Annotated in this window: 17 protein-coding genes; 9 read left to right on the top strand and 8 right to left on the bottom strand. The window is 76.0% G+C overall.

The window, feature by feature from the left end; genetic code table 11:
• Window positions 1-3 precede the first annotated feature (3 nt).
• The 3 genes from OG550_RS29835 to OG550_RS29845 form a co-directional block, all read right to left on the bottom strand.
• A complete protein-coding gene (locus OG550_RS29835; protein ID WP_327682750.1) occupies window positions 4-942 on the bottom strand; it encodes a DUF6895 family protein in 939 nt (312 codons plus the stop codon).
• Window positions 939-1,778: a hypothetical protein gene (locus OG550_RS29840; protein WP_327682751.1), complete on the bottom strand. Its 840-nt coding sequence runs from the start codon at window positions 1,776-1,778 to the stop codon at window positions 939-941. Before OG550_RS29840 ends, OG550_RS29835 begins: the two co-directional genes overlap by 4 nt.
• Window positions 1,779-2,002: 224 nt before the next feature.
• On the bottom strand, window positions 2,003-2,203 hold the full coding sequence (locus tag OG550_RS29845) for a hypothetical protein (RefSeq protein WP_327682753.1): 201 nt from the start codon (window positions 2,201-2,203) through the stop codon (window positions 2,003-2,005).
• A gap of 180 nt (window positions 2,204-2,383) precedes the next feature.
• On the opposite strand from OG550_RS29845, the gene OG550_RS29850 reads away from it, so the two are divergent.
• Window positions 2,384-3,160, top strand: a complete 777-nt coding sequence (locus tag OG550_RS29850) for an SDR family NAD(P)-dependent oxidoreductase (protein ID WP_327682755.1) — start codon at window positions 2,384-2,386, stop codon at window positions 3,158-3,160.
• Window positions 3,161-3,399: 239 nt separating this feature from the next.
• A complete protein-coding gene (locus tag OG550_RS29855; RefSeq protein ID WP_327682757.1) occupies window positions 3,400-5,325 on the top strand; it encodes an ABC transporter ATP-binding protein in 1,926 nt (641 codons plus the stop codon).
• A 242-nt stretch (window positions 5,326-5,567) separates the two neighbouring features.
• On the opposite strand, the gene OG550_RS29860 is transcribed toward OG550_RS29855, so the two are convergent.
• Window positions 5,568-6,236 carry a lysophospholipid acyltransferase family protein gene (locus tag OG550_RS29860; RefSeq protein WP_327682759.1) on the bottom strand — a complete coding sequence of 223 codons (669 nt, stop codon included), beginning with the start codon at window positions 6,234-6,236 and terminating at the stop codon, window positions 5,568-5,570.
• Between the two features lie 282 nt (window positions 6,237-6,518).
• Between OG550_RS29860 and OG550_RS29865 the strand changes: the two genes are divergently transcribed.
• On the top strand, window positions 6,519-6,731 hold the full coding sequence (locus OG550_RS29865) for an EF-hand domain-containing protein (protein ID WP_327682762.1): 213 nt from the start codon (window positions 6,519-6,521) through the stop codon (window positions 6,729-6,731).
• A 140-nt stretch (window positions 6,732-6,871) separates the two neighbouring features.
• On the opposite strand, the gene OG550_RS29870 is transcribed toward OG550_RS29865, so the two are convergent.
• Window positions 6,872-9,088, bottom strand: coding sequence for a bifunctional glycosyltransferase/CDP-glycerol:glycerophosphate glycerophosphotransferase (locus OG550_RS29870; protein ID WP_327682764.1), 2,217 nt, complete (start codon window positions 9,086-9,088; stop codon window positions 6,872-6,874).
• A 792-nt stretch (window positions 9,089-9,880) separates the two neighbouring features.
• On the opposite strand from OG550_RS29870, the gene OG550_RS29875 reads away from it, so the two are divergent.
• Both OG550_RS29875 and OG550_RS29880 read left to right on the top strand, forming a co-directional pair.
• A complete protein-coding gene (locus OG550_RS29875) occupies window positions 9,881-10,150 on the top strand; it encodes a hypothetical protein (protein WP_327682766.1) in 270 nt (89 codons plus the stop codon).
• A 229-nt stretch (window positions 10,151-10,379) separates the two neighbouring features.
• Complete coding sequence (locus tag OG550_RS29880) at window positions 10,380-10,817, top strand: YjbQ family protein (protein ID WP_327682768.1); 438 nt, start codon at window positions 10,380-10,382, stop codon at window positions 10,815-10,817.
• 124 nt (window positions 10,818-10,941) lie between these two features.
• On the opposite strand, the gene OG550_RS29885 is transcribed toward OG550_RS29880, so the two are convergent.
• Entirely contained in the window at window positions 10,942-11,541 is a 600-nt protein-coding gene (locus tag OG550_RS29885) for a DUF1990 family protein (RefSeq protein ID WP_327682770.1), read from the bottom strand.
• A gap of 240 nt (window positions 11,542-11,781) precedes the next feature.
• On the opposite strand from OG550_RS29885, the gene OG550_RS29890 reads away from it, so the two are divergent.
• Window positions 11,782-12,036 carry a hypothetical protein gene (locus OG550_RS29890; protein ID WP_327684316.1) on the top strand — a complete coding sequence of 85 codons (255 nt, stop codon included), beginning with the start codon at window positions 11,782-11,784 and terminating at the stop codon, window positions 12,034-12,036.
• An 82-nt stretch (window positions 12,037-12,118) separates the two neighbouring features.
• Here the strand turns inward: OG550_RS29890 and OG550_RS29895 are convergent, their stop codons facing one another.
• Both OG550_RS29895 and OG550_RS29900 read right to left on the bottom strand, forming a co-directional pair.
• A complete protein-coding gene (locus tag OG550_RS29895) occupies window positions 12,119-15,229 on the bottom strand; it encodes an SMC family ATPase (protein WP_327682771.1) in 3,111 nt (1,036 codons plus the stop codon).
• A complete protein-coding gene (locus OG550_RS29900; protein ID WP_327682773.1) occupies window positions 15,226-16,395 on the bottom strand; it encodes an exonuclease SbcCD subunit D in 1,170 nt (389 codons plus the stop codon). Before OG550_RS29900 ends, OG550_RS29895 begins: the two co-directional genes overlap by 4 nt.
• A gap of 298 nt (window positions 16,396-16,693) precedes the next feature.
• Between OG550_RS29900 and OG550_RS29905 the strand changes: the two genes are divergently transcribed.
• From OG550_RS29905 to OG550_RS29915, 3 genes are all read left to right on the top strand, one after another.
• Window positions 16,694-17,938 (top strand): hypothetical protein, encoded by a 1,245-nt coding sequence (locus OG550_RS29905; RefSeq protein WP_327682775.1) that lies wholly within the window; start codon window positions 16,694-16,696, stop codon window positions 17,936-17,938.
• A gap of 207 nt (window positions 17,939-18,145) precedes the next feature.
• Window positions 18,146-18,874, top strand: coding sequence for a hypothetical protein (locus tag OG550_RS29910; protein WP_327682777.1), 729 nt, complete (start codon window positions 18,146-18,148; stop codon window positions 18,872-18,874).
• Window positions 18,875-18,950: 76 nt separating this feature from the next.
• Window positions 18,951-19,325: a glyoxalase gene (locus tag OG550_RS29915; protein ID WP_327682778.1), complete on the top strand. Its 375-nt coding sequence runs from the start codon at window positions 18,951-18,953 to the stop codon at window positions 19,323-19,325.
• The last annotated feature ends 132 nt before the right edge of the window (window positions 19,326-19,457 follow it).

The following is a 19,457-nucleotide window of genomic DNA, read 5'->3' on the forward strand; positions in this document are numbered from 1 at the left end:
CGTTCAGGCCGCGACGGCGGCGCCGCCGAGGGCGCGCGACATCGTGACGGTCCCGGCGACCACCGCGACGACGGCGGTGTGCTCGTGGTCGCGGAAGGCCTGCTCGGGATCGTCCGAGACGGGTTCGGAGTTGTCGCGCGGGATCAGGCCGTCCTCGCGCTGGACGGTGGCGAGCGCCTCCCAGCCCTGTGCCCCGGTGACCGGTTCGCCGATGCAGGAGTCGACGACCAGCAGCTCCCCGACGAGGTCCCACTGGCCGACCTCCAGCCAGATGTCGACCCAGACGGGCAGCCAGGCGCGGACGTAGTCGCGCATCGGCTCGGGCAGGTTCTCGGGCCTGGCGCCCCAGTCGGTGATGTGGAAGACGGTGTGGGTGATGTCGTAGCCGGTCATCCAGTCGACCGCCCACGGTTCGGGGGTGGCGCCGAGCCAGGTCCCGGCGGCGAGCGCGGCCCAGTCGTCGGGCTGGTTGCGCAGGCCCACCACCCGGCGCGCGTTGGCGACGGCGAGCCGGCGGCTGGGCAGGATCTCGGCGACCTGGACGGCCCGCAGCTTGGCGAGCGACTCCAGCAGCTCGTCCATCGGGCGGTGCCGGTAGCCGGCCCGGGCGAAGTGGACGTACGTCTCCAGCGGGTCGGTCATCACCAGGTGCCGCAACTGCCGTTCGTACAGCAGGTTGCCGTCCCGGAGCTGGGTCCAGCCGAAGTCCAGCAGCTCGCGGGCGATCCGGGCGTCGTGCGGGCCGGTGACGCCGTCGCGCAGGACGAGCGAGGCGGCCAGCGCGCATTCGCCGAGCGGCTTGTAGGCGTTGTTGGGGTCGGCGAGGTCGATGGTGATGTTGTCCGAGAGCTTGCCGAACCCGATCTCGTGGGAGGCGTGCAGCCAGCCCATCGCGCGCGAGCCGATCTGCTGCGCGGTGGCCAGGATCCGGTGGTCGGTCATGAGACGGCTCCGCTCAGCATGGCGTCCGCGATGGCGAGTTCGAGGGCGGTGCGGGCGCTGCCGTCGCCGACGACCTGGATCCGTTCCAGCACGGGGGCGATCTCCAGCGGTACCGGTCGGCCGTCGGCGGCCGCCCAGGCGAGCCAGCGGGCCAGTCGGGCGGCGACCCGGTGGTCGCGGCGGAGCATCGAGCGGACGGCGCCCCGGGCGAGCGCGAGGGTGTTCTCGCGGGCCGCGTCGTGGACGGGGCCGTCGAGCTCCGGGAGGGCCAGCGCCGAGAGTTGGGCCATCCGGACCGACCAGGCCTGCCAGGCGTGGGGTTCGAGCCGCGGGACGCGGTCGGGGCGCGGCGCGGCCAGGTCCGCTCCGGCGCCGGGGAGCCGGTCGAGGTCGCCGGTGGACGCGAGCGCCCGGGTCAGCAGGGCGCCGGCCGCCCAGTCCCGCCAGGCCGTGACGACGGCGGTGCCGTCGGGGCCGAGCCCGTCGGGGCCGAGCCGGTCCGGACCGGACCCGCCGGAGGTGCCGGAAGCGCCGCCCGGCGCGGAGCCCGGGGGGAGTGCGGCGGGCGGGAAGGCGAGGAGGGCCTCGGCCAGGAGCAGCACGGCCTGTTCGTCGGGGGCGGCCGCGCCGAGCGACTGCGGGGCGAGCAGGTCGGGTCCGAGCACCCGGGCGGCTGCGAGGACCGGGCGCGGCGCGCTGCCGGCGGTGGGGGCGGGGCCGGGATCGGCGAGCGCGGCCGCACCCCCGACACCCCGGAGGGCGTCGAGGGTGCGGCCCGCCAGCCGCTCGACCGCTGCGGCATACTCGTCGCGGAGCGAGAGATCGGCGGTTGGCATGGTTGCGTGATTCTCCTTGAGGGGGTGTCGCGGTGTCTCAGGGCGGTGGCGGGCCCGCACGACGGCGGTGCGTCCCCGTGTCGGTGGCGCCTCCGCGTGCCGGCGGTTCCGCCGGGCCCGGGCTCATGGCCTGCGGCCCCGGCCCGTCGAATCGCGGCGCCGGCCGGGCCGGTGGGCCGTTGGGCCGCGAGACTCCGCGCGTGGCCCGAACCGGAGGGTTCCGGCTACCGGGTCTTCTCCTTGGGCTGCTTCGGGGACAGCAGCAGCGCGAGTCCCACCAGCAGCAGCGCGGCGGCTTCCGGACGGTACGTGGGCGCGTCGCTGACGACGGCCTCGTCCTCCACCATCAGCGCACCGAGTGCGTCGAGTTCGGCCCGGGTCGCGAGCGGCGCCGTGGCCCTTCCGGTCAGGTGCTGAGCAAGCATCGGACGTGCCTCCTCATCGGATCTTCACCGCCTGGTCCGGCGATGCCCCCTCGACAGACGATACGAGTGCGAACCATCGGCCGCCACCGCAGTACGCTCCGTGACGGCCGCCCGGACGGGGCCACCCCCGCGCGCCGCCGAAGTACCGCCGGGTACCCGCGAGTAGGTACGGTCGGGTGCATGACCACCACTGCCTTGATCACCGGCGCGACCGCCGGCATCGGAGCCGCGTTCGCCCGCCGGCTCGCCCGGAACGGCCATCAACTCGTCCTGGTGGCCCGGGACACCGAGCGGCTGGAGCGTTCCGCCGCCGACCTGACGGGGAGGTTCGGGGTCGAGGTGGAGGTGCTCACCGCCGACCTCGCCACCGACGACGGCATCGCGGCCGTCGAGGCCCGGCTCGCCGACGCCGCCCGCCCGGTGGACCTCCTGGTGAACAACGCCGGCTTCGGCAACAGGGGCGCGTTCTCGACCGTGCCGCTCCAGGACGAGCTGGACATGCTGAAGGTGCACATCGAGGCGGTCCTGCGGCTGACCACGGCCGCGCTGCCCGGGATGCGCGAGCGCGGGCGCGGCGCCGTCGTCAACGTCGCCTCGGTGGCGGCCTTCCTCCCGCGCGGCACGTACGGGGCGAGCAAGGCGTGGGTGGTCAGCTTCACCCAGGGGGTGATGCGCGACCTCGGCGGCACCGGTGTGCGGCTGATGGCGCTCTGCCCGGGCTTCACCCGGACCGAGTTCCACGAGCGGGCGGGCATGGGCACCGGGAACATCCCGGCCTGGGGCTGGCTCTCCGCGGACCGGGTCGTCGACGAGGCCCTGCGCGACCTGGCGCGCGGGCGGGCGCTCTCGGTGCCGAGCAAGCGGTACAAGCTCGCCGTCGCGATCGCCCGGGTGCTGCCGTCCGGCAGGCTCGGCGGGGTCTCCTCCAAGGCGGCGCGCACGTACCGCACCACCTGAGCGCGGCCGGCGGGGCGGGCCGGGTCCGCCCGGCCCTGCCGGGTGTCCGGTGGGGCCGGGCGGGGCGGTTCCGGTGGGCACGGCGGCCTCGGGCGGCAGAGCGGAGATACTCTCACTATTAGCTTTGCTAACTATGAGCCTCTCTCGTTATGCTGGCGACCGACCGCCCGCCCACCCCGCCGTCGGCGCGCGCCCCGTGCGCCGCGCCCGCGCCGCGGCCGACCGAGGGAGGAGCGCCCGTGCGCCCCGAAGGCACCCAGTGGACCCCGCCCGCCCGGGACGAGGGCGAACCGCGCCCGCCGACCCAGTGGCGCCGCATCCTCGCCCTGTTCCGCCCCTACTCCGGCCGCCTCGCCGTCGTCGGCCTGCTGGTGGCGGCCTCCGCCGTGGTCTCGGTGACCACGCCGTTCCTGCTCCGCGCTGTCCTGGACACCGCCATCCCGCAGGGGCGGACCGGCCTGCTGACCCTGCTCGCACTCGGGATGGTCGCGACCGCCGTCGTCACCAGCATCTTCAACGTGCTGCAGACGCTCATCTCCACCACCGTCGGCCAGCGCGTCATGCACGACCTGCGGACCACCGTCTACAGCCACCTCCAGCGGATGTCGCTGGCCTTCTTCACCCGGACCCGCACCGGTGAGGTGCAGTCCCGGATCGCCAACGACATCGGCGGCATGCAGTCCACGGTGACCTCCACCGCCACCTCCCTGGTCTCCAACTTCACCGCCGTGATCGCCTCGGTGGTCGCCATGGTGGCGCTGGACTGGCGGCTCACCCTGGTCTCCCTGGTGCTGCTGCCGGTGTTCGTCTGGATCAGCCGCCGGGTCGGCCAGGAGCGCAAGAAGATCACCGGTGACCGGCAGAAGCAGCTGGCCGCGATGAGTTCGGCGGTCCAGGAGTCGCTCTCGGTCAGCGGGATCCTGCTCGGCCGCACCATGGGCCGCTCCGACTCGCTCTCCCGCGAGTTCACCGCCCAGTCCGACCGGCTGGCCGACCTTGAGGTCCGCGCCTCCATGGCGGGACGCTGGCGGATGAACACCATCCAGATCGTGATGGCGGCCATGCCCGCGCTGATCTACTGGGCGGCCGGACTGGCGGCGGCCGGCGGCGCGCCGATCGTCTCGGTCGGCACCCTGGTCGCCTTCGTCTCGCTCCAGCAGGGCCTGTTCCGGCCGACCGTCAGCCTCCTCTCCACCGGCGTCCAGGTGCAGACCTCGCTCGCGCTGTTCCAGCGGATCTTCGAGTACCTCGACCTGCCGGTGGAGATCGCCGACCCCGAGCGGCCCGTCGCCCTGGGGACGATCCGCGGCGAGGTCCGCTTCGAGGGCGTCGACTTCCGCTACGACCCGGAACAGGGGCGGCCCACGCTTGCCGGCATCGAGCTGAAGGTCCCGGCCGGCGGCTCGCTCGCCGTGGTCGGCGAGACCGGCTCGGGGAAGACCACCCTCAGCTACCTCGTGCCCCGGCTCTACGACGTCACCGGCGGCCGGGTCACCATCGACGGCGTCGACGTCCGCGAGCTCTCCTTCGACACCCTGGCCCGCGCGGTCGGCGTGGTGTCCCAGGAGACCTACCTCTTCCACGCCTCGGTCGCCGACAACCTGCGCTTCGCCAAACCGGACGCCACCGACGGGGAGCTCGTCGAGGCGGCGAAGGCCGCGCAGATCCACGACACCATCGCCGCCCTGCCGGACGGCTTCGAGACCCTCGTCGGCGAGCGCGGCTACCGCTTCTCGGGCGGCGAGAAGCAGCGGCTCGCCCTGGCCCGCACCATCCTGCGCAACCCACCCGTGCTGATCCTCGACGAGGCCACCAGCGCCCTCGACAACAGCACCGAACGGGCCGTCCAGCAGGCCGTCGACACCCTGGCGGCCGGCCGCACCACCATCACCATCGCCCACCGGCTCTCCACCGTGCGCGCGGCCGACCAGATCGCCGTGCTCGACCACGGGGAGGTCGTCGAGCTGGGCACCCACGACGAGCTCCTGGAGGCGGACGGCCGTTACGCCGCGCTGCTGCGCCGCGAGGCCCCGGCGGCCGTCGCGGTGGAGGCCGCAGTGGTGGAGGCCGTCGGGGTGGAGGCGCCGGCGGCGGAGGCCGCTGCGGCGCAGGCTCCGGTGGCCGGGCGGGACCGGGCTCCGGCCGCGGCCCTCGGGCGGGCCTGACCCGTCCGCCGTTCCGCGGGGGGCGGCCCGCCCGGGCGCTCGGCCCCCGGGGGCTCGCGGCGGACGTGCGTGGGACGTCCGGGACGTCCCGGACGTCCGACGGGCGCGCGGCAGGGCGGCGTCCTGCGGTTCGGTGCCCTGCGCGCCTCGGCATCCGGTGCGGCCGGTGCGGCCGGTGAGGCCGGGGCGGTCCGAGGCCGCTTCGGGGCCGGGTTCCTTCGGGCCGGGGCCCGGGGCTCGGCTCAGGCCGCCTTGGGGATCTCGTTGTAGCTCTCCACGAATTCCTGGCCGGAGAGCCGCTGGATCGCCGCCATCACGTCGTCGGTGACCTGCCGGCGGGCCTTGAGCGAGCGGGCCTGGCCGTGCAGCTCGTCGAAGTGCAGCGGCTCGCCGAAGCGGACCGTCACCTTCCGGATCCTCGGGACCCGCTTGCCGATCGGCAGGATCTGGTCCGGGCCCTCCAGCGCCACCGGTACCACCGGGACGCCGGCGGTGAGGGCCAGCCAGGCGACTCCCGTCTTCCCGCGGTAGAGGCGGCCGTCCAGCGAGCGGGTGCCCTCCGGGTAGATGCCGAAGGCCTTGCCGTCCTCCAGGATCTGCAGCGCCGACTCCAGCGAGGCCTGGGCCGACCGGTAGGTGCCGCGCTCGACGGGCACCGCGCCGATCGCCTCGAAGAAGCCCTTGGACAGCGCGCCCTTGAGCCCGGTGCCGGTGAAGTACTCGGCCTTGGCCAGGAAGTGCACCCGGCGCGGCGCGGTCAGCGGGATCACCACGCTGTCGATGAAGGAGAGGTGATTGCTGGCCAGGATCACGCCGCCCTTGCGCGGCACGTTCTCGATCCCCTCGATGGTGGGCCGCCAGATCCCCCGGGCGAGCGGTTTCAGCACCAGCCTGGTGGCGAGATCGAGCATGGTCCCTCCCTGGACGAGCACGCCCGAGAGGTGCCCGGGCCTGAGGTACGACGAGCGGCGGTCGGTCCCCGGCCGGGCCGGGATCAGACCCGCAGACTACGACACCCACCCCCGAGCCCGTCCACTCCCGCCGACCGTGGCGCTCACCACGGCCGGGTAGGGTACGGCCGTCGGAAACGCACATCAGCAGGTCTTCTGGATCGGCGGATCGGCTGATCAATGGATCAGCGGATCGGCAGCTCGGGGGATCGGCAGTTCATCAGTCCTCAGGAGGGGCCACCCATGGCAGACGTCGACACCATCCGCGCGGCGTTCGACAAGTTCGACGTGAACGGCAACGGCCGGATCACCGCCACCGAGTACGCCAAGGTCGCGCGCGAGCTCGGCGACCTGACCACCTCGATCGCCGTGGCCGAGGCCGTCATCAAGCAGATGGACACCAACCACGACGGCGAGCTGACCTTCGACGAGTTCCTGGCCGCGCGCCAGGGCTGAGTGAGGCCGCTCGGGCGGGGCTCCGGATCCTTCCGGGCCCCGCCTGCCGCTTTCCGGCGCCGACGGGTGACGGATCACCCGCGACGGGTGGCGGGCCGCCGGTGACGGGCCACGGGCCGCCGCACCGCCGCCGGTCCCGCTCAGCCGGTCGTCGGGAACACCCGCCGGACCACCCGCTCCGCTGCCCCGCCGTCGTCCCAGGGGCAGAACCGCTTCCGGAACGCCGCCCGCGCCTCCGGCTCGGGGTCCCCGGCCAGCAGCGCCGCCGCCAGCCCGTCCGCGTCCGTGGTCAGCGCGCCCGGGGGCTGCTCGAACAGGTCGAAGTAGACGCCGCGGTCCCGCTTGTACTCCTCCCAGTCCGGCGCGAAGACCACGACCGGCCGGTCCAGCACGGCGTAGTCGAACATCATCGACGAGTAGTCCGTCACCAGGACGTCCGCCGCCAGGTACAGGTCCTCCACGGTCGGGTGCGCCGACACGTCGAGGATCTCCGCCGCGCCCTCCTCCGCCGCCAGGTCGCCCGGGCCGCCGGTGTGGAAGTAGTGGGTGCGCACCAGCAGCGTGAACCCGGGCCCGAGCCGCCGTGCCAGCTCGCGCACGTCCAGCAGCGGCACGTACCCGCCGCGTGCCTCGCGGTGGGTCGGCGCGTACAGCACGGCGGTCCGCCCCGGCGTGAGCCCGAACCGCTCGCGCATCGCCGCCACCTCGGCCGGCGCGGCGACGGCGAGCCGGTCGTTGCGCGGGTAGCCGGTGTCGAGCATCTCGTACCGGCCGGGGAAGGCCCGGGCGAAGTGCTCGCTGGTGTGCGGGTTGGAGGAGACCAGGAAGTCCCAGCGGTCGACGGCCTCCTGGAGCCGGTCGAAGTCCATCCCGTCGGCGGCCACCGGGTGGTCCCTGAGGTCCATGCCCATCGCCTTCAGGGGCGTGCCGTGCTGGGTCTGCACGTGCACCGTCCCGGGCCGCTTCGCCATCGTGCGCGGGAAGTTGACGTTGTTCACGAAGTACTTGGCCGTTGCCATCGCCTTCAGGTAGGCGGGGGTGTTGACGATCACGTACGGCACGCCGGCCGGCAGGGTCGCCGCCTGCGTGCGGTTCTCCACCACCCAGACCCCGCGGACCCCCGGCGCCAGTTCCTTCGCCTTCTCGTAGATGGCGGCCGGGCTGCACGCGTACCCCCGGTGCCAGTACGCCGCGTACACCGCCAGGTGCTGGTCCAGCGGCAGCCGGCGGAACGCGTTGTAGGCGGTGAACCGGGCGCCGCTGCGCACCCCCTTCTTCAGGGCGGGCGCCACCGCGCGCGCCCCGCGGCCGAGTTCGCGCGGCAGCCGGCCGGTGCGGCGCAGTTCGCCGTACGCGCGCCGGGCGCCGCGCGCCGCGAGCCGGTACTGCACGCCGCGCACGCCGCCGGGGAACCGGTAGCCGGCCGGGCGGTGGCGGGCGAAGTGCCCGGCGATCCGGCGGAAGAACTCGGGGCGCGCCCCGACCGGCACCAGCCCCGGGGTGTCGTACACGGTGAGCGCCTGCTGGACGGTCCGCTCGAAGACCAGGGTGCGCAGCGAATCCGGGACGGGCGGGCCCGGCCGGGCCCCGGGGGCCCGGTCCAGGAAGTCGAAGATCGCGTCGTACTGGGCGAACGCGTCGGCGTGCCGGGGGGAGGCGGTGCTGGTGATCGCGCCGGCGCGGCCGCGCCGGTAGAAGTAGCAGGGGCGGTCGAGGTAGCGCAGCCGCCCGGCGGCGAGCAGCGCCGGGTAGGTGACCGAGATGTCCTCGTAGTAGCCGCGGCCGAAGGAGACCCCGAGGCCGAGCAGGAACTCGCGCCGGAACACCTTGTTCCAGACCGACATCACGGTCCTGAACAGCGCCGGGTGCTCGGCCAGCGTGCACCCGGCCACCAGGGGCGAGCCGGTCAGCACGTGCCGCCAGGGGTTGGGCTCCGTCCCGCCGTCGGGGTAGACGTGGGTGAAGTCGGTCAGCAGGACGTCGGCGGGGGCCTCGCCCCGGCGCTCGCGGTCGAGTTCGTCCGTGAGCTCGTCGAGGAGGGCGGTGACGGTGCCCTCGGGCACCCAGTCGTCGCTGTCGACGAACCAGACGTACGTGCCGCGGACCTCGGGGAGGGCGGCGGTGCGGGCGCCGCCGAGGCCCTGGTTCTCGGCGAGGTGGAGCACACGCAGCCGGGGGTCGCGGGCCGCGCGGTCGTCGAGGATCGCGCCGCAGCCGTCGGGCGAGCGGTCGTCGACCGCGATCACCTCGAAGCGGGACTCGGAGGAGGGGGTGTCCGCCAGGAGGGAGTCGAGGCAGCGCGGCAGGAACCGCTCCACCCCGTGGACCGGAAGCACGATGCTGAGGAGAACTGGCACGCTGGCCGAGTCTACCGAGCGCCGGGCGCGCACCTGTCCCACGGGGGCGGGCGGGGGCGGGCGGGGAGCGCCTGGGGCGGGTCGGGGCGGGCGGGGAGGGTGATCGCCGGGCCCGCGGGGCTCCCGGAGCCAGGGGGTTCCCGGGGCCACCGGTGCCGGACCCCGTACGGGGTGGCACCGGCGGCCTGGTGGCGGCCCGGCCGACCCTCTACGGCCGGCCGCCGGTCCGGGCATCACCCGAGCCTGGCCGCCGCAGCGTCGAGGCGGCCAGGCAGTGGCTCGGGGAAGCCGGAATCTTCATCAGTCGAACGGCCGGTGGGAGTGGCTCCCGCCCGCGCGGTCACTGAGAGATATTGCTTGGAGCCAACCTCCACGTCAATCCCTCGTCTGTGTTCACTTCTTAAACGGATAGTCTCACTGCGGTCGGCGGCCGCAAGAGGCCCTCCCGGGGATCCGCCCGCGCATCCTCCGGCCCGCGCATCCTCCCGCCCTCCTGCTCGTCCGCCGGCCCGCCCGCCCGGCGGCTACGAGGGGCGAGAGGCCGGTGACTCCGCGCGCCCGGCGTGCACGTTCGGGGCGGGCGCCGGGCGCGTGACCCCGACGCCCTGATGACGTACGGCCGGTCGTGCACCATCATTGATGCCTAGTCGTGACCGGACGAGCGGCCCCTGGTGCAGTGTCAGTTGACGCCGCACGATACGGTGGCAGCACACTAGGACGGTTGCGCGAAGGCCGTCCCTCACGGATAGTCTTCGCCTCACGGCCCTGGCGCCTCGTAGGGGTGGGAAACTGATGGAACAGATGCAAGTCCGGACTCGGCCCCGCGTGCCGGCGATCCAGTGCGGTGTCGGCGCGACCGGCCGCCGGATCGAGCGTCACCTGGCTGTGCTCGGCGCGCCCGCACTCCCGGCGGTGGACACCGCCGAGGCGCTCGGGTTGATAAGGGAGCTGACGCCGCGCGGCGCCAGCGCCCCGACCGCGCCGCCGCGCCGCCACACACGGGTCAAGCTGCTGGCGCCACTGCGCCGGCTGCGGCGGGGCCTCTTCGGCGGGCGCGGCTGAGGGCCTGAGGCCCCAGGGGTGTTCGCCACCCCTCGCACCCACCGGCTCCGGCCCGGCGGATCCCCACGGGACCGTCGGGTCTTCGGCGTGCCCTCCCGCCGACACCCGGCCGGGGCGGGGCCGACGCGTCAGAGGTCTGAACCTCTCAGCCTATGCCGACTTGCCACCCCGGTACGGGGAGTCGGCGAGGCTGGCCGCCGGGCCCCCGGGCGTGGGCCAGGATGACGGCATGGCGGACCACACCCACTCCACGACCTTCCGGACCACGACCTTCGAGATCACCACCGGCAGCCACGAGGTCGCACTCGACATCACCGACCGCTGCGCCCGGTTCCTCAACGACCAAGCCGCCGGACGCGACGGCCTGCTCAACGTCTTCGTCCCGCACGCCACGGCGGGCATCGCCGTGCTGGAGACCGGTTCGGGCAGCGACGACGACTTCCTGGCGACACTGCGCGAGCTGCTCCCGGCCGACGACCGCTGGCGCCACCGGCACGGCAGCCCCGGCCACGGCCGTGACCACGTCGTCCCCGGCCTGGTCGCTCCGCACGCCACCCTGCCGGTGCTGGACGGCCAACTGGCCCTGGGGGTGTGGCAGTCCGTGGTCCTGATCGACACCAACGGCGACAACCCCCGGCGGACGGTCCGGCTCTCCTTCCTCGGCTGAGGGAGCCGGGTCCGGCGGCTGCCCGGTCCGACGGCCGGCGGGGGCGGAGCCTCGGTCTCCTGACTCCCGCCTCGACTACGACTACGACTACGACCACGGGGACGGGTACGGGTACGGGGCGGGCTCACCCGGTCCGGGCGGGGGTCGCCGACCGGTCGACGGCGACGGCCACGGCGGCCACGGAGGCGAGGTACCGCTCTATCGCCAGGTACTGGCAGAGCACCGCGACGGGGCGGCCGAGGCGGGCGTACCAGGCGGCGAGCCGGGAGAAGGCGGTCACCTCGAACCAGACCTCGCCGGCCGCGTCCATGGACACCAGGAAGGACTCCTCGCCGCACTCCGGGTGGCCGGGCAGCGTCCCGTAGGCGAACCCGATCCGGTCCGGCTCGTCGACGGTCCACACCACCCGGCACGGGATCACCACCCGGGGGCGGCGGGTGCCGGGCAGGCTGAGGCGCAGCAGGACGGTCGCCCCCGGCTCGGCGGGTGCGTGCGGATAGACGGCGAAGCCGGTGCCCAGCTGGCTGCCCCAGCCCAGGACGTACCGCCCGGCCCGCTCCAGCACCCCGGGCCCGTGCCCGAGGTGGACGCGCCGCCGCAGGTGGGCGTAGCCGTCCGGCAGCCGGGCGTCCCGCGTCGCGCCGACCTCCGGGTAGCTGGGCGCGGCGGCGCGGGCTGCCAGCAGCCGTCGGTGCAGGGCGGAGGGCGCGGTGGCGTCGGGCATGCGGCCCACCGTATCGGCCGCGCCCCGGTGGGCTGACCGGCGGGCTGACCGGTGGGCGGACCGGCCCTCCCGGAGGCGGATCCGTCCGGCGCGGTCGTTCGGCGGGGTCGCTCCGCGCGGTGCGTCCGTGTCCGGGCTTCCTCGGCGGGGCGCTCCAGGTCCGTCCCTTCCGGGCTGCCCCTTCGGGCCGTCCTTCCGGGCGCCTTGCGGCGGGGCCGGGGTGCGGAGTAGGAAGGCGGCATGAGTGAAGCGGTCACGAACGACGGGGACGCCCGGGACGCCGAGGGCGTCGGGGACACCGGGGACGCCGGGGTCTGCGTCCTCGCCACGAGCGGTGCCGAGGCGGCGCTGGTGCACGATCCGGCGCTGACCGGACCGCGCGCGGACTGCGTCCTGTGCGGTGAGCCGACCGAGCTGCCCGCCGACCACCCGGGCGCCACGCTCTGTCCGGTCTGCACCTGGCAGCAGGCGCAGCGGATCGCCTGTTCGGGCTGACCGTCGGGCCTTCGGGTCCGTGGCGCCCGGTGCTCCTGGCCTCGCGGTCCGGGCTCCGGGGGGCCGGTCCCGTCCGGGCGGCTCAGGCGTCCTCCCTCCCCGCGAGGGCGAGCGTGGAGCCGTGTCGGCCCTTCCGGACCAGCAGCTGGGCCGGGATCCGGCTCCGCAGGTCGGCGACGTGGCTGACGATGCCGACGGCGCGGTCCCGCTCGCGCAGACCGTCGAGGACGTCCATCACCTCCTCCAGGGTGTGCTCGTCGAGGCTGCCGAAGCCCTCGTCGATGAAGAGGGTGTCCAGCGGCATCCCGCCGGCCTCGTCGGTGACGACGTCGGCCAGGCCGAGGGCCAGTGCGAGCGAGGCGAAGAAGCTCTCGCCGCCGGAGAGCGTCGCCGTGTCGCGCTCCGTGCCGGTCCAGGCGTCCACCACCCGCAGCGCCAGGCCCGAGCGCTTGTTGCCGGTGCCCCGGTCGTCGCTGTGCACCAGGGTGTAGCGGCCGCCGGACATCCGGACCAGTCGGTCGCTCGCCGCCGCGGCCACCTGCTCCAGCCGGGCCGCCAGGACGTACGACTCCAGCCGCATCCGCAGCCGGTTCTCGGTGGAGGTGCCGGCGGCGAGCGCGGCCAGCCGGTTGATCCGGCCGTACCCGGCCAGGGCCGGGGCGAGCGAGCGGGCCAGCTCGGTGAGCTGCCGCCCGATCGTGGCGAGCGCGTCACAGCGGGCGCGCGCCGCGTCCCGGGCGGCGTGCGCCCCGCGGAGCCGGTCGGTGGCGGCGTCGAGCCGCGCCCGGGTGCCGGGCAGGTCCGCCGGCGGGCGGGCCGCCGCCGAGGCCAGCTCGGGTTCGGCGAGCCGCCGCTCCGCCGCCGTCAGCTCCGCACGGTGCCGTTCGAGGCGCAGTTCCAGCCGCTCGCGCTCCTCCCGGCGCAGCAGGACGGCGGTGGCGTCCGCCGGGCCCGCGAACCCGGCGGCCAGCGCGGCCCTGGTCAGCTCGTCCTCGGCCTCCTTCAACCGGTACGCCGCCTCCGTGCCGGCCCGGGCCGAGCCCGCCAGCGCGGACACGGCGGAGGTGAGGCGGGTGAGCGCCGCCGCGCGGGCGGCGACCGACGGCGCGCCGCCCCGGGCCGCCGCCACCCGGCCGCCCAGCTCCTCCCGTTCGGTGCGGAGGGTGCCGATCCGGGCGGTGAGCGCGGCGCTCAGCTCGCGTGCGTCGCCGAGTGCGGCCAGCCGGGCGGCCTGTTCCCGGGTGGTCCGCTCGATCCGCTGGCCGACCGCGCCGAGCCCCTCCGCGATCCGGAGCGCCGCGCGGTGTTCCCGTTCCAGTTCGCCGAGTGCCTCGGCCAGGGCGTCGGTGCCCTCCTCCCCGGCGGCCCCGGAGGCGGCCGCATGGCGCACCCGGAGGCCGGCGAGCTCGCGTTCGGCGGCGTCGGCGGCCTGCTCGGCGGCGGCCTGGGCCGCCTGGGCGCGTTCCTCGTCCGCCGCGCCGACCTGTCCGCCGGACCGCCGGGCGGGTGCCGGGTGCTCGGGGGAGCCGCAGACCCGGCAGGGCTCGCCGGCCCGCAGCTGCTCGGCGAGTTCGGCGGCCATGCCGGTGAGCCGGAGCTCGCGGAGGTCCTGGCTGTGCCGGCGGGCGTCCAGCGCGTCGGAGCGCAGTGCGAGCGCCCGGGGCGCGGCCCGGTCGACCTCCTGCTGCAGTGCGTCCCGGCCGCGCGCGGCGGCCAGGCGGGTGGTGAGCTCACCGCGCCGGGCGTCCAGCCGCTCGACGCGGGCGGCGGCGTCCCGGGCGGCGGACTGCTCCTGCTGGAGGGCGGCGAACCGGGTGCCGAAGCCGGCCAGCCAGTCGGCCGCCTCCTCGGCGAGGTCCTCGGCGCGCTGCCGGTCGGCGGCCAGCGAGGCCTGCGCGGCGTCCAGCTCGGCGCAGCGCCGCTCGTCCGCCCCGGCGGCCTCCAGCCGGACCAGCTCGGCGCGCAGCCGTCGTTCGGCCCCGGCCAGCTCCTCGGCCTCGGCGTGCGCGAGCACGCGGCCCTCGCCGTCCGGCCCGTCGAGGCCGCCCAGCGACGCGCGGTGCCGGTGCTCCTCCTCGCGGGCCGCCCGGTGGGCGTTCGCGGCGGCGTCGCGCAGGTGCAGGACCGACTCGACCCCGACCGCGGCCAGTGCGGCGGTGAGCCTGCGCCGGTCGGCCGCCCGGGCCGGCTCGTCCTCGGCGAGGCGGGCGGCCTCGGCCGCCGCCCGCCGGTGGCGCTGTTGCCGGTCGGCCAGCTGCTCGGCGCCGGTCCGCGCCCGCTGGGCCTCCCGGTGGGCCTCCTCGGCGCCGGCCAGCGCGGCGTCGGCCACGGCGAGCTGCTCGGCCGCGCCGCCGCGCAGCACGGCGGCCCAGCCGAGCACGCCGGTGGTCGGTTCGGTGCCGGCCGGGACACCGGCGGACGCACCAGGATCGTCCTCGGCGGGCACCCAGCCCGCGGCGGGCTCGGCGCCCGGGCCGGCCGCCTGCTCGGCCTTGCTGGCGAGGTCGCGCAGCCGGCGGCGCCCGGCCTGGACGGCCGACTCCTGCGCCCGCCGCTGCTCGGCCAGCCAGGACTCCACGGACTGGAACCGCTCGGTGTCGAACAGCCGGCGCAGCAGCTTGCCGCGCTCCTCGGAGTCGGCCCGGAGGAAGCGTGCGAAGTCGCCCTGCGGCAGCAGCACCACCTGGCAGAACTGGTCCCGGCTCATCCCGATCAGCCGGTGGATCTCCTCGCCGGCCTCCTGGTGGGACTTGCTGACCGCCCGCCAGCCCGGTCCGCCACCGCCGTCGGCGCCCCCGGTGCCGCTGCCCGCGGCGCCGTCCCCGCCGTCGGTCGACCACTCGCGGAGCAGGGTCTGGGCGCGCTCGACCGTCGTGCCCTTGCCGACCTTCTTCGGCCGCAGCTGCTCGGGCAGGCGGGTGACCTCCAGCCGCCGCCCGCCGAGCGTCAGCTCCAGCCGGACCGAGGTCAGCCGCCCCGGGTCGGCGTGGTCGCTGCGCAGCCGGTTGGCCCGGCGGGTGCCCGGGACCTCGCCGTAGAGGGCGTAGCAGACGGCGTCGAGGACGCTGCTCTTGCCCGCGCCGGTGGCGCCGCGCAGCAGGAAGAGCCCGCCCGCGGCCAGCGCGTCGAAGTCGACCGTCTCGGTGCCCGCGAACGGGCCGAACGCGGTCACGGTCAGCCGGTGCAGTCTCATCGGGGCAGCTCCGCCTTCCGGTCGGAGGTCTCCCGGACGCGCTCGAAGCCCTCGCGCAGCCAGCCCAGCTCGTCGGCGTCCGGATCGGCGCCGGGGCGGACGTGCCGCAGGAAGCCCTCGGCGATCTCCAGGTCCGTCCGCCCGGTGACCCGGGCCGCGTACGAGGGGGAGGTGCCGGTCGCCGACTCCTCGGGATCGAAGAGCAGCTGGAGGGTGTGCGGGAAGCGCCGCCGCAGCCGCTCCATCGGTTCGGCCGGGCGGCTCGGGTCGGTGAGGGTCGCCTGCACCCAGGACCGCTCGGCCGGGGCGTGCCGTTCGTCGGTCAGCAGCTCCTCCAGCCGGCCGCGCAGCCGGGCCAGCGGCCGGGGCTGCGGGCAGTCGACCCGCTCGGCGCCGACCGAGCCGTCCGCCGCGAGGTCGACCAGCCACATCGTCTTGCGGTGGTCGGCCTCGGAGAAGGAGTAGGCGAGCGGGGAGCCGCTGTAGCGCAGGTGCGGGGCGAGCGTCTGGCAGCCGTGCAGGTGGCCGAGGGCGGCGTAGTGGACGCCGTCGAAGACGGACGCGGGCACGGCCGCGACGCCGCCCACCGCGATGTCCCGCTCGCTGTCGCTCGGCTCGCCGCCGGTCACGAAGGCGTGTGCCAGGACCACCGCCCGGGTGCCCGCCGGGCGCCCCGCGAGGTCGGCCCTGACCTGCTCCATCGCGGCGCCCAGCACCGCGGCGTGGCCGCCGCGCGCCAGACCGAACCGCTCGCGGACCAGCGTGGGCTCCAGGTACGGCAGCCCGTACACGGCGACCGGCCCGTGCTCGTCGGCGAGCAGCACGGGAGCGGCGCACTCGCCCGGGTCGGTCCGCAGGTGGACGCCGGCCCGGCCGATCAGGCCGGCGCCGACGCCGAGCCGGCGGGCCGAGTCGTGGTTGCCGCTGATGAACACCGTCGGCACGCCCAGGTCGGCCAGCCGGTGCAGCACGTCGTCGAACAGGGCGACCGCCTCCAGGCCGGGCAGCGCCCGGTCGTACACGTCGCCCGCGACCAGCACGGCGTCCACGCGTTCGGACCGGACCACCTCCACCAGGTGGTCCAGGAACGCGCGCTGGGCGTCGTGCAGGCTCTCCCGGTGGAACGAGCGCCCGAGGTGCCAGTCGGAGGTATGCAGCAGTCGCATGGTCCCCGACCATAACGGGCGTCACCGACAACGCGGTCCGGAACGGCCGCGGAGGCCGTCCGCCGGGACCCGTCCCGGGGCCGGTCCGGTCGCTCAGGGTCGATTGTCAGTGACGGTGTGTATGTTCCCGATCGCCGGCCGCCCCACGGGTTCGGGGCGGTCCGGTGCGGCGGGGCGGGCTCCGGCGCGCGCAAGGACGGGCACCTCCACGACCACGACCACGACCACACCCACGACCAAGACGTAGACCACGAGCACGAGCACGACCACGGGCACGACCGAACGGAAGGACACGACCATGACCGGGCAGTTCCGGTTCCTCGGACTCCTCGACCCCCTCCTCCTCGCGGACCTCCGCCACCGCGCCGACCCCGGGTCCGGCTCCGGTCCCGAGTCCGGCGCGCGCCGGACGGCGCAGCTGCGGGTGCCCGGCCCGGCCCGGCGGCGTCCCGGGCCGGGACGCCCGGCCGGCGCCGCCGCGGACGGCCCGCCCGGTGGTCGGCCCCCGGGCGGCGGGGCGGGCGGCCCCGGCTCGCCCGGGCGCTCCGGGCCCGGCGCCCGGGACCGGCGCAGGGGGCGTCCGCGCGGCGCGCCGCCGCCCCAGCCGGTCGCGCTCGCGCTGGTCGTCCGGGCCGCCGACTTCGCCGACCTGGCCCGGCTCGGCCTCTTCGGCGAGACGGCCTTCCGCGCCTACCTGCGGCGGACGGCGGTCCAGCTCCGCGCGCTGTACGGGCAGGGGCTGGAGGTCCACCTCCGGGCGCTCGACCCGGCCGACTACGAGGACTACTGCGAGGCGCTCGGCTTCGACCCGGCGGACGCGGCGGCGAGGGTCGCCTACGCGGCCGACCCCGAGCTGGCCGGGGAGCCGTTCGTCTACTCCGGGCAGCGGCTCGTCGCGCTGCTCCCCGAGCTGGCCGACGACCACCGGGCCAGGGTGCGGATCTCGCTCGCCATGGCCGCACTGCTGACGGCCGTCGGCGAGGGGCCGCCGGGGGAGCGGCGGCTGGTGGCGGTGATGCGGTACGCGGTCGGCGTCTGTCTCGCGCTGGCCGAGGGCGCGGGCGACGGCGTCCACCTGCTGACGCTCCGCTGCCACGGTCCCGAGGACGGCGAGCAGCTGGCCACGGCGGCGGACCTCCGGGTGGAGCGCGGGCGGCTCCTCGCCGGCGGGCGGGACACCGAGGCGTTCTGCGTGACGCTGGCGGCGGGCGTGGCCGCGGGCGGCGAGGGCGCCGTGGTCCTGCACGGTGATCCGGCGGTGCCCGGGGGCCAGACGGTGCGCGGCTGGGCGCTCGGCGGGGGGCGGCTGCGGCCGATGACCGTCCGGGAGGTGCTGGACTCGCTCGCCGACGACGTCGGACGGGGCATGCCCTTCCCGCCCGCTGCCGTCCCGCTGCCGGGCTTCCCGCTCCCGGAGGCGCCGTCGGGCGGTCCGGGGCCGTCCGCCGGGCACCCGCCGGGCGGCCCGGGTGCGCCCGGTGGAGGGGCGACCGGCGGGCGAGCCGGCGAGGGCGCCGGGGAGGGGGGTGAGCCCCTGGGGTGACCTGCCCGTTCGGCCCTGCGCGTCCACCAAGCGGCGCTGGGGACTGTTCATCGACCGCCTGTTCGGGGAAGATTTCGGGGAAGATCAACAGTGGGAACGGCCGGTGCCCCACGCCGCCGTTCCCGCCGCTCAGCCCCGAACCGCGCGCACTGCGGGTCCCCCCGCGCACCGTCGGTCCGGCGAGCCCGACACCGAAAGGGGGGACGCATGAGCCGGATCGAGTTCAGCGCGGAGATCGCCGAGCTGCTCGGAAGGGTGCGCCGGCGTCCCACCGCGGGCTGGCCGTGGCGGCCCGGCGAGGGGGTGCCCGAAGGGCTCCCGGTCAAGCAGTCGTGGGGGTGGCTGTTCACCCCCGACGGCCGGGTGCTGACCCTGGTCAACCCCAGGGACGGCATCGTCTCCCTGCCCGGCGGCTCGCTGGAGCCGGAGGACGCCGGGGATCCGGGCTCCGCGCTGGCCAGGGAGGCGGCCGAGGAGGCCCAGGCGCTGATCGGCACGCCGCACTACCTCGGCTACCTCTACGACCGGGTCGGTTCGGCCAACAACGGGCACGAGTGCGCCCGGGTCCGGATGGCCGCCGCGCTGCGGGCGGTGGGCCCCAGTACGCCGGACCCCGCCTCGGGGCGGCACTACCGGCGGCTCCTGGTCGCGCCCGGTCTCGCGGTCGAGCTGCTCGGCTGGGGCGCGCCCGGGCTGCGCCAGGCCCGCGCGGCGGTGGCGAGCGCCGTGCGGTGGCTGGGTGTGCCGGCGGCCGCCAACGAGGCCATCGAGGAGCTGCCGGTGGAGGGCTGCGAGGTGTTCCCCGGCGTGGCGCAGGCCGTCCCGGGGCACCCCGCGCCGACACCGGGTGCGCCGTCACCGGGTGCGCCGACACCGGGTGCGCCTCCACCGGGCTGCGCCGACGCCCGGCCGGACCGGCACCGGGCCGCACCGTAGGGTGGCGGACTGACCGTGCGCGGGAGCGGACGGGTGGCGTCGCAGCGGCCGGGGGCCGGGACGGGGGAGTGTGCAGGTGACGGTGCCGCACCCGGGTGGCTTGTTCCACCACGTGGAGCTCTGGACGGACGACCTCGCCGTCGCCGAGGCGCAGTGGGGTCCGGTGCTGCTCGCGCTGGGGTGCGAGCCGTTCCAGCACTGGCCGAGCGGGCGCAGCTGGCGGCTCGGTGACGCCTACCTGGTCATCGAGCAGTCGTCGGCCCTGCTGCCGGGCGGTCACGAGCGGCTGCGGGCCGGCCTCAACCACCTCGCCGTGCACGGGACGCGCGAGGCGGTGGCCGCCGCGCTCGCCGCGGGGTGGACGGTCCGGGTGGACACCGGCGAGGCGACGCACCTGATCGACCGCCAGGGGTTCGAACTGGAGATCGTCCACCGCGGCGCGGTGGACTGAGGGGCGTCCGCCCGTCCGGTCGCCCGCCCGCTCACCTGGTCGCGCGCGCCCGCCCGGTCATCCGCGCGCCCGCCCGCCGTCCCCCGAACGGGTACTCCGTCACCCCGGCGTGTGCGCCGTGCTTTCCGTCGT

It is taken from the genome of Kitasatospora sp. NBC_00458 (assembly GCF_036013975.1).
In the GTDB taxonomy this organism is placed as follows: domain Bacteria; phylum Actinomycetota; class Actinomycetes; order Streptomycetales; family Streptomycetaceae; genus Kitasatospora.